The sequence below is a fragment of the Henriciella sp. genome (genome assembly GCF_049649345.1).
Classification (GTDB): domain Bacteria; phylum Pseudomonadota; class Alphaproteobacteria; order Caulobacterales; family Hyphomonadaceae; genus Henriciella.
In genome coordinates this window covers 1-9,837 of the sequence record NZ_JBARZC010000353.1, presented here as the reverse complement: position 1 = coordinate 9,837, position 9,837 = coordinate 1, and the positions used below count along the sequence as shown (strand labels likewise).

Here is a 9,837-nt window from a genome sequence, read left to right as displayed (position 1 = left end):
GTCTAAGTCTAGCCGCGAGAGCCAGGGAGGCCGTCTGACATGAAGATCGCAATTATCGGAGCCGGTATGGCGGGGTTAGCCGCCGCTCGCCCGCTCACAGCGGCTGGCCATCATATAAGACTGTTCGACAAGGGGCGCGGACCGGGTGGCAGGCTGTCGACCCGGCGGGCCGAGACGTCCTTGGGGGAATGCCGCTGGGACCATGGCGCACAATACTTCACCGCCCGGGGAGAGGCGTTTCGCACGACCATTGAGACATTGTTGGCGGAAGGGTCGGTACGCGAATGGACCCCGCGCCTTGCCACCATCAAGGCGGCCGGGACGAGTTGGCTGGTCGAGACCGAACCACCCCGCGAGGGCGGGGACGCGATCTATGTTGGTGCCCCGGCGATGAATTCGGTGATCAAGGCCTTGGCCGAGGGACTGGATATCGAATGGGGCCGCAGGGTCTCGGCGATCGAGCCAGGCCCTGACGGCAAGACCCTCATCTTTGAAGACGGCTCGCGAGAGGGCCTTTTCGATATTGTCATCAGCGCCATCCCGGCAGAGCAGGCAGGTGACCTGCTGGAGAGCGCGGCGCCCGGCCTTGCCGAGCAGGCTGAGCGAACCCGTTCGGCGCCGTGTTGGGCCGTCATGTTGGCGTTCGAGCACAAGGTGCCGGTGGACTGGGACGGCGCAAAGATCGAGGGGGCGCCGCTATCATGGGTCGCCCGCAATTCAGCAAAGCCGGGCCGCGGCGGCATTGATAGCTGGGTGCTGCACGCGTCTCCAGAGTGGAGCAAGGCAAATGTCGAGCTTGGCCGGGACGAGGTCACAGATCAGCTCACCACAGTCTTCCGCGATATGACGGGCGCGCCGGCCCCCGTCTTCAAGGCGGCGCATCGCTGGCTGCTCGCCATGGTCGAGCAGGCGGCCGGCTCGCCTTTTGGCTGGGATAGCGAGACAGGTATTGCCACGATCGGAGATTGGCGCATCGCTCCGCGAGTGGAAGCGGCGTGGCAGAGCGGGCACAGTCTGGCAGCATTTCTCTTGCGTTGAGACTGGCAACTTGAAATTCAGTCAAAAATCGGGCTCAAATTAACCAATGGGGAGCGGGGATCATCGAAAGGCTGAAATTGTCAGATTGCGACCAGGGGCGATTCCGGGACGCGAAGATCATGACAATTACCGGCCGAAGACGCTACGCGGAGCGCTGGCGCAATCTCTTCTTCTGCCTGAGGATCTGAGCGCGAGCCGCCGGAACACGCTCCGCAAATGGCTGATACTGGGTCTTCTGTTTATCGCCATTGCGGCGGCATTCTATATGGTACCGCGCACCACGCTGCTCACCCTGCAGGTCGTATTCTGGTTTTTCTTCGCCATGGTAATCGCCTGGCGGTTCGCGCTTCTTGTGGCCGCGCTGGTCTCGCGCGTGGAAGATAGCGTTGACGAGGTTCCGCTCCGCGATGACCTTCCCGTCTATTCGGTTCTGGTGGCGGTTCGCCATGAAGCCAACATGATGGCGCAGCTTGGTCGAAATCTGTCGGCGCTTGACTGGCCGGCTGACAAGCTCGACGTGATCATCCTCGTCGAAGCCGATGACCCGGGCACAGTCGAGGCTGCGCATGCCGCCGCGTTTCCGGCTGGCACCCGCATACTGATCGTGCCGCCGGGCACGCCGATGACTAAGCCGCGAGCCCTCAATTTCGGTCTGGCGCACGCGGAAGGCGATTTCATCACGATTTATGATGCGGAAGACCGGCCGGACCCGCAACAGCTCAAGGCCGCGCTGCAGGCCTTCGATGCAGGCGGGCCGGGCGTCGTCTGTGTCCAGGCACCCCTCGTGGCAACCAATGGATCTCATGGCTGGCTGCCCGCACACTGGGCGCTCGAATACAGGGTGCAGTTCGGCATCTTCGTCCGGGCGCTGGCGCGGCTCGCCTATCCGGTCATGCTGGGCGGGACCAGCAATCATTTCAGGCGGCGAGACCTTATTGCCATCGGAGCCTGGGACGCATGGAATGTCACCGAGGACGCCGATCTCGGCATCCGCATTGCCCGCATGGGCGGCTTTACCGCTGGCATCGACCTGCCAACCTATGAGGCCGGACCAAGGCGGCTCAATGTCTGGCTTGCCCAGCGCAGCCGCTGGATCAAGGGCTATATGCAGACCTGGCTGGTGGCGATGCGCAGCCCGGCGCGCCTGCTGCGCGAACTGGGGACGATGCGCTGGATCAGTGTGAACCTCACCCTCGGCGGCGCGCTTCTGAGCTCTGTGCTCTATGGTCCGATGTCCGTCATGGTCTTTCTCGGTCTTGCGTTCGACCTTGTGCCGCTGGATGCGATCAGCTTCGGCATTTTCGGCATGGGCTGGCTGGTCGGATTTCTGACCGACGTGTCTGCGCCCGGAAAGTGGACGTTCAGCCGCTGTCTCGCTATCGCGACCCGTCCGCTTTACTGGCCGCTGCATACGCTGGCTGCGGTCAAAGCAGTCTATGGGCTTGCGGTCCGGCCCTCATTCTGGGCAAAGACGCCTCATCAGCCTGATGAGAAGGAGCGCGGCGCGCCATGGCACAGTGGATCATCCCCGTCATAGCGTTATTCGTCTTTCTCGGACTTATCGTACAGGCCAACCGCAAGATGGGCGGCGTGCGCAAGGATGGCCGGCCCAATCAGGTGCCGTGGGGGCTGGTCATGGTGTTCTGCGCGCTCGGTATATTCGTCACCATGGTGCACATGATCAATCTCGCCGGTTTCGAGACAGGGCCTGAGCACAGTCTGATGGGCCGCTTCGGCGGGTGAAGCGGTAAGGCCCGGCGAGACGGTCTGTCCCGGCCCTGCGGCGCGGCGATCTGTCTGCCCCGACTGACGTAAAGTCAGGCTTGGCCCGGCAGTTTTCTTCGAGCTAGTGTGCTACACTGAGCGAGAACAAAATCCCCGAGGAGACGCCCCATGCCTTATGATGCCCCGTCTGATCTCGATACCTTCCGCAGCGAGGTTCGTGACTGGCTAGAAGACAATTGCCCACCATCCATGCGCACGCCGCAGCCAGAGGATGAAGTCATTTGGGGCGGGCGCGGTGAAAAATTCAAGAACCCGGACTCCAAGATCTGGCTCGAACGGATGGCCGAACGCGGCTGGACCGCGCCAAGCTGGCCGAAGGAATATGGCGGCGGCGGGCTCGATCGCGATCAGGTCAAGGTGCTGAACCAGGAGCTTGGCCGCATCAATGCGCGCATCCCGCTGCATTCGTTTGGCCTCTGGATGTTCGGCCCGGCGCTGCTCGAATTCGGCAATGAAGAGCAGAAGAAACGCTTCCTTCCGGATATTGTCCATGGCCGCACACGCTGGTGCCAGGGCTATTCGGAGCCGGGAGCAGGCTCTGACCTTGCCGGCCTGCAGACCAAGTGTGAGGACAAAGGCGATCACTATCTGATCAACGGCCAGAAAGTCTGGACGTCCTATGCCGATCAGGCCGACTGGATCTTCTGCCTCGTGCGTACCGACAATACGGTCAAGCATGAGGGCATCAGCTTCATCCTGTTCGACATGGAAAGCGACGGCGTCGAGACGCGCCCGATCAAGCTGATCTCCGGCTCGTCGCCCTTCTGCGAGACTTTCTTCACAGACGTGAAAGTGCCCAAGGACCAGCTCGTCGGCGAGGTGAATGGCGGCTGGAAGATCGCCAAGCGCCTCCTCCAGTTCGAGCGCTCCTCCATCTCCGCCAGCGGCTTCGGCGCGGCGCGTGGCTCCGGCATGCTGGAGCTTGAGGAGTATGCCAAGATCCATGTTGGCACGGGCACGGACGGCAAGCTCATGGATGGCGATCTGCGCGGCCGGATTGCTGACCACAAGATGTATGCGAAAGCGTTCGGACTGACGGTGAAGCGCAGCCAGGAGCAGTCCAAGGCTGGCCAGGAAGTCGGCCACACGGCCTCCATCATCAAATATGCCGCCGCAAAGATGAACCAGGACAAGTTCGAGTTGATGATCGAAGCGCTCGGCACTGAAGGGCTCGGCTGGGAAGGCGAAGGCTTTGACAAGGGCGCCAAGATGGCGACCCGCGGCTGGCTGCGCTCGAAGGGCAATTCGATTGAAGGCGGCACCAGCGAGATCAACCTCAACGTTGTCTCCAAGCGCGTGCTTGGTCTTCGCGACCACCAATAGTCCAGCAGGAACAAGCAGGCCCGCCTTTGGCCGGGCCGCGTATGAGTAGGAATTGAAAATGAGTTTTGTCCTGACTGAAGACCAGGAGATGCTGCGGGACACCGCGGTCAGTTTCACCCGCGACGAGCTGCCGGTCTCGCACCTGCGAGCGCTTCGTGACAAGGGCGCAAACGGCGTCGATCCGGAAGGCCGCCAGAAGCTCGCCGAGCTTGGCTTTTTTGGCGTTCTGATCCCTGAAGAATATGACGGGGTCGGCATGGGCATGGTCGCGCTTGGCCAGGTGATGGAAGCGCAAGGGCGCACCCTCGCCACAACGCCCATCCTCCAGACAGCGTGCATCGGCGCCTCCGCCATATTGATGGGCGGCACCGAAGAGCAGAAGAAGGAGTGGCTGCCGAAGATCGCTTCCGGCGAGGTGACAACCGCGCTGGCGCTCGACGAAGGCAGCCACCACAATCCGACGGGCGTGGCCACCGAAGCCGAGCGCGACGGACAGGGATACACGCTGAACGGGGCAAAGAAATACGTCCAGGATGGCCATTTTGCAGACCTGCTGATCGTTGTCGGGCGTACATTCGGCGAGCCGGGCGACACGCACGGGCTGACGCTGTTTCTCGTCCCACGCGACGCGAAGGGCGTGACCATCCAGACGCTGAACACGGTCGACAGCCATGGCGCGGCGCACGTCACGCTCGAGGATGTCCATGTGCCGGAAAGCCATGTGCTCGGCGCGGCCGACAAGGGCCATGACCTGCTCGAACCTGTGCTCGATCGCGGGCGGATTGCGCTCGCCGCCGAGATGCTGGGCTCCTCACTCGCCGCGTTCGAGATGACGCATGAGTATATGCAGACGCGCAAACAGTTCGGCCAGCTGATCGGCTCCTTCCAGGCGCTGCAGCACCGCGCGGCCCGGATGTTTACCGATATCGAGCTGACGACGTCCTGCGTCACGCATGCGCTCTCGGCGGTTGATGAGCAGCGCAATGACATCGCCGAACTGGCCAGCCTCGCCAAGGCGCGGGCTAGCGAGACGGTGCATCTGGTCTCAAACGAGACGGTACAGCTGCATGGCGGTATTGGCATGACCGATGCCCACGAGTCCGGCTTTTACATGAAGCGGGCACGTGTGCAGGAAGCGCTGCTGGGCTCTGCGAGCTTCCACCGCGACCGGTTTGCCCAGTTGAATGGTTTCTAGGGCTGGAAATAGCATCCCGCAAAAGAATAGGCCGGAGCTTCGACGGAAGCTCCGGCCTTTCTTCTTCACTCACATAAATGGTCCGGATATGCGTGTGTCGAAGAAACCTGAGAAGACAGAACACGCCTAAGCGGCAAGAGTTCCAGCTGAAACTGGAAAAAAACCGCCTCGGCCGACGCCCGCGGCCCGCAAATCCCGCAAGACATCGCAGCGCATTGCCGCCGCTCCTGCTCACCCTATGCTGAAGCGCACACAGAAAGATTTCGGGGCTGACACATGTATCGATTTATCCCGCTCGCGCTCGCCATCTGTCTGGCTGCTGTCTTCATTGCGCTTCTTGGCGTGAGCAGCTGGTTCTGGATCGGGGTCGTGGTGTTTGGCGCACTCGCGCTGCTCGGCCTCTATGATGTCTTGCAGAAGCACCACACGCTGTGGCGCAATTATCCGATCCTTGGGCGCGTGCGCTGGATCGCTGAGGAGCTTCGGCCTTTCTTCAGGGCTTACATCGTCGAGAGCGATACAGAAGGCCGCCCATTCAATCATGAAGACCGGGCCATGGTGTATAGGCGCTCGAAGAATGTCTCTTCCGTCGAGCCTTTTGGCAGCCAGCTTGATATAGACCGTCCCCCTTATGAGTGGCTGTCTCACTCCATTGCGGCGCGGCACAACCAGGATGAGGATCCGCGCGTCATCGTCGGGGCGAGCGGGACCGCGAAGCCTTATTCGGCGAGCGTGCTTAATATATCCGCGATGAGCTTCGGCTCGCTCGGCGCGCATGCAATCGAGGCGCTCAATCGCGGCGCGGCCAAGGGTGGCTTCTACCATGACACCGGTGAGGGCGGCATCTCGCGCTATCACAAGGCCGGCGGCGGCGATCTGGTCTGGGAGCTTGGGTCAGGCTATTTCGGCTGCCGCGCTGGCGATGGCAGCTTTGACCGCGAAAAGTTTTTAGACGTCGCGAATGCCGACCAGATCAAGATGATCGAGATCAAGCTGAGCCAGGGCGCAAAGCCGGGTCATGGCGGGGTTCTCCCCGGCACGAAAGTCACCGAAGAAATTGCCGAAGCGCGGGGCATTCCGGTCGGCCAGACCTGCTTTTCACCGCCGGCCCATACCGCCTTCTCAACGCCTGTCGAGCTTATGGAATGGGTGGCTGAGCTGCGCGAGATGACGGGCGGAAAGCCGGTTGGCATGAAGCTCTGCGTCGGCAATCGCTGGGAAGTGCTCGCCATCTGCAAGGCCATGCTCAAGACCGGCATCAAACCGGATTTCATCGTCGTCGATGGCGGCGAAGGCGGCACGGGCGCTGCGCCGGCCGAGTTCATGGACCATGTCGGCGCACCGCTTCGTCAGGGGCTGGTGCTGGTGCGAAACGCCCTGTTTGGCTGCGGCCTGAAGGATGAGGTGAAACTGGCGGCCAGCGGCAAGCAGATCTCCGCCTTCAATATGGCATCGTCCATGGCGCTCGGCGCAGACTGGATAAATACGGCTCGCGGCTTCATGTTCTCGCTCGGCTGCATCCAGTCGCTCAATTGCCACAACAATACCTGTCCGACCGGTATTGCGACGACCAATGCGTCGCGCCAGCGCGGTCTGGTCATTCCGGACAAGGCAGAGCGGGTCCATAATTTCCATCGCAATACGTTGAAGGCATTGATGGAAGTGGTCGGCGCGGCAGGCTGCAGCCACCCGTCAGAGCTGACGCCGCGCCATATCATGCACCGGGTGACAGAGGATATCGCCGCGCCAGGACACCGCGCCTACAAGCTGATTGAAGAGGGCTGCCTGCTCGCCGAGCCGGGTGAGACCCATCTCGCACGGGAATGGAATCTGGCGCAGGCCGACAGTTTCGAACCGGCCCGCATCGACTAGTTGGTCGCTGCCCCTTCGAAGGCCATGCCGAGGTCGCGGTAGAAGGCGATCCGCTGCTGTGCCATCGGCGACAGGGTCACCAGCGTGCCGGCGCCGGCCAGCGGGCTTGGCTCTAGCCCGTCATGGGCAAGCACCATCATGTCGTGCCATAGCGCGGCGGGAAGGCCGCCGCCGGTCACCTTGGTCATTGGGCTGTCATCATCATTGCCGACCCAGACCCCGCCAACGCGTTCGGCCGAAAAGCCGATAAACCAGGCATCCCGCGAATCCTGGCTGGTGCCCGTCTTGCCGGCGAGCTGCCACTCTCCAAAGGCGGCGCGCCGGCCCGTGCCATCAGTGATGACGCGTTCCATCATGGCAACCATGGTCTCGGCATCGCGTCGGTCATAGACACGTTCGAGGTCGTAGTCCGGGCGCTCATAGAGCACATCGCCGCGCGAATTGGAGATCTTCTCAACGATATAAGGGTCGATCCGCTGGCCGCTGGTCATGAAGGCGCCATAGGCCCGGGTAAGGTCTCGCAGGGTGACTTCCTGGCTGCCAAGGGCGATCGACGGAAGGGGGCGCAAATCGCTGGTGATGCCGAAGGATTTGGCGAGCGAGATAATCGCCTCTTCGGAGACTTCCTGTCCGAGCTGGGCGGCGACGGTATTGATCGAGTCCTTCAGCGCTTCGGTCAGCGTCATCGGGCCGGAATAGACGCGCGAATAGTTTTCCGGCGACCAGCCATCGATCTCGACCTCCTCGTCGCGGCGCACATCATAGGGCGTCAGGCCCTGCTTGATGGCGGTGGCGTAGACGAATGGCTTGAAGGCAGAGCCCGGCTGGCGCATGGCCTGGGTGGCCCGGTTGAACTGGGTTTCGCTGTAATCGACGCCGCCGAACATGGCGAGGATGCGGCCGCGCCTGTCCATGACGATCCCGGCGGCCTGGCTCGCTTTCTGGTTGGCGCCTTCTTCGGCCATCCGCTTCTGGAAGGCTTCGTCAATGCCCGCCTGGAGGTCGGAATCAATGGTCAACTGGACGACGAGGTCGCCGGGCAGGGAGGGCAGGATTTCGTCGATCCGCTCAGTGGCAGCATCAAGCGCAAAACCGAATTGCGGGTCGCGCTCAGACGGTTGCGCAAGCTCGATATCTTCAGCCTGCGCTTCGTCGGCTTCTGCCTGTGTGATGAAGCCGGCCTCGACCATTTCGCGCAGGACATAGGCCTGCCGCGCCTTGGCGTCGGTCATATTGTTGGTCAGGGCCAGACGGGACGGGGCCTGCGGCAGCGTTGCGAGAAGCGAGGCTTCGGCAACTGACAGCTCCTCAGGGGCCTTGCCGAAATAGAAGCGCGAGGCGGCGCCAAGACCATAAAAACCCGCCCCGAAATAGACGCGGTTGAGATAGAGCTCGAGGATCTCTTCCTTGCTGAGCCGCTCTTCCAGCTGGCGGGCGAGGCGGACTTCCTGTGCCTTTCGCTTCAGGGTCTGCTCAGGCGTCAGGACAAGATTCTTGATCAGCTGCTGGGTAATCGTGGAGGCGCCCGAGACCGTTTCCCCCGACGTGAAATTGGCCCAGAGCGCGCGGATAATCGCCTGGGTATCGGCGCCATCATGCTCGTAAAAACGCTTGTCCTCGGCCGCGATGAAAGCCTGGGGCACATGCGGCGGCAGCTTGTCCATGTCGACGGCGCGGCCATAGCGCGGCCCGCGGATCGCGATCGTGTCTCCATCAACGTCGACAAATTCGATCGCCTGTTCGCGGCCCTTGGCCCAGAGCTGTTCATTTGACGGCAGGTCCGGCATGCCGCGATAGAGGCTCTGCCAATAGAGCCAGCCGGCAAGACAGGCGACCGCGAGCAGCGAGAAGCTGACGATCAGGCCCCATTTCAGAATGGGCCGGCCTGCCAGAATATTGCTGAACCAGCTTCCGCCAGATGACGGGCCGCGCCCGTCATAGGTGGGCGGCCGGTCTGCTGACGGTCTTTTTGGTGTCGAGCCTGTCAATTCAGTCCTTTCCGGCAAAGGGCTTCTTTGGCGTCTGAAGTCTCAAACGATCGCGCTATCGCTGTTAAATGAGGCACGGTGAAGGCGAGATGAAGCCGTTAACGCGCACGGCGCAAAAAGTGTTGCGAAACTATCGCATCGGGGCCGGGCAGTCAGCGCCATCCGGGCGGCGCCTGCCGGGCGCTGCCTTGCGAGCAAGGATGCCGGCGAGCCTGATGCGGTCGGAAATCTGTTTGGCCGAATAGGCCTTGTCGACACAGGAGATCGGCTCGCCCGTATCCGCAGCAATCATGATCGCCATGCCGGTATAGCCGCCATACCAGTCCCAGAGATACGAGGCTTTGTTGATACGCAGAAGGGCTTTCGAGGCGTCGATTGTCGCCTGTTTGTTGTCAGGCCCTGAGCGCAGATGCGTGAGGTCAATATTGATGAGTTCGACGTCCGCATGGGTGTAGTTTTCCAAAGCGAGAGCAAGCTTCGGCTCGAACTCGTGGCAGGAGGCGCACCAGTCTGCCGTGAGGTTGACGATTTTCACCGGGGCCTGCGCAAAACTCGCCTGCGGTTCGAGCAGCCCTACCATCAGTGTGCAGAATAAGGCTGAAGCGATTTTACTCGCGCGGCGGGCCTGTCTAAGAC

Annotated in this window: 8 protein-coding genes; 6 read left to right on the top strand and 2 right to left on the bottom strand. The window is 61.9% G+C overall.

Features of this window, described 5'->3' with window-relative positions; all coding sequences use genetic code 11:
• The first annotated feature begins 39 nt into the window (after positions 1 to 39).
• The 6 genes from WA989_RS09730 (at position 40) to WA989_RS09705 (ending at position 7,213) form a co-directional block, all read left to right on the top strand.
• Positions 40 to 1,038, top strand: coding sequence for an NAD(P)/FAD-dependent oxidoreductase (locus tag WA989_RS09730; protein ID WP_424340304.1), 999 nt, complete (start codon positions 40 to 42; stop codon positions 1,036 to 1,038).
• Between the two features lie 85 nt (positions 1,039 to 1,123).
• A complete protein-coding gene (locus tag WA989_RS09725; RefSeq protein WP_424340303.1) occupies positions 1,124 to 2,575 on the top strand; it encodes a glycosyltransferase in 1,452 nt (483 codons plus the stop codon).
• On the top strand, positions 2,548 to 2,781 hold the full coding sequence (locus WA989_RS09720; RefSeq protein WP_424340302.1) for a hypothetical protein: 234 nt from the start codon (positions 2,548 to 2,550) through the stop codon (positions 2,779 to 2,781). Before WA989_RS09725 ends, WA989_RS09720 begins: the two co-directional genes overlap by 28 nt.
• 150 nt (positions 2,782 to 2,931) lie before the next feature.
• Complete coding sequence (locus WA989_RS09715; protein ID WP_424340301.1) at positions 2,932 to 4,146, top strand: acyl-CoA dehydrogenase family protein; 1,215 nt, start codon at positions 2,932 to 2,934, stop codon at positions 4,144 to 4,146.
• A 58-nt stretch (positions 4,147 to 4,204) separates the two neighbouring features.
• Positions 4,205 to 5,341, top strand: coding sequence for an acyl-CoA dehydrogenase family protein (locus tag WA989_RS09710; protein ID WP_424340300.1), 1,137 nt, complete (start codon positions 4,205 to 4,207; stop codon positions 5,339 to 5,341).
• A gap of 276 nt (positions 5,342 to 5,617) precedes the next feature.
• The gene (locus tag WA989_RS09705) at positions 5,618 to 7,213 is read left to right on the top strand and encodes an FMN-binding glutamate synthase family protein (RefSeq protein WP_424340299.1); all 1,596 of its coding nucleotides are present in this window, start codon (positions 5,618 to 5,620) and stop codon (positions 7,211 to 7,213) included.
• Here WA989_RS09705 and WA989_RS09700 read toward each other — a convergent pair.
• Together WA989_RS09700 and WA989_RS09695 are read right to left on the bottom strand one after the other, a co-directional pair.
• A complete protein-coding gene (locus WA989_RS09700) occupies positions 7,210 to 9,201 on the bottom strand; it encodes a transglycosylase domain-containing protein (RefSeq protein ID WP_424340298.1) in 1,992 nt (663 codons plus the stop codon). The two genes, WA989_RS09705 and WA989_RS09700, sit on opposite strands and share 4 nt — an antisense overlap.
• Before the next feature lie 130 nt (positions 9,202 to 9,331).
• The coding region (locus WA989_RS09695) for a thioredoxin domain-containing protein (RefSeq protein WP_424340297.1) at positions 9,332 to 9,837 on the bottom strand (506 nt) is incomplete at its 5' end.

Coding starts and splice junctions, on each gene's coding strand:
- WA989_RS09715 (WP_424340301.1), top strand. CDS start 2,932: ATGCCTTATGATGCCCCGTCTGATCTCGATACCTTCCGCAGCGAGGTT.
- WA989_RS09705 (WP_424340299.1), top strand. CDS start 5,618: ATGTATCGATTTATCCCGCTCGCGCTCGCCATCTGTCTGGCTGCTGTC.
- WA989_RS09720 (WP_424340302.1), top strand. CDS start 2,548: ATGGCACAGTGGATCATCCCCGTCATAGCGTTATTCGTCTTTCTCGGA.
- WA989_RS09710 (WP_424340300.1), top strand. CDS start 4,205: ATGAGTTTTGTCCTGACTGAAGACCAGGAGATGCTGCGGGACACCGCG.
- WA989_RS09730 (WP_424340304.1), top strand. CDS start 40: ATGAAGATCGCAATTATCGGAGCCGGTATGGCGGGGTTAGCCGCCGCT.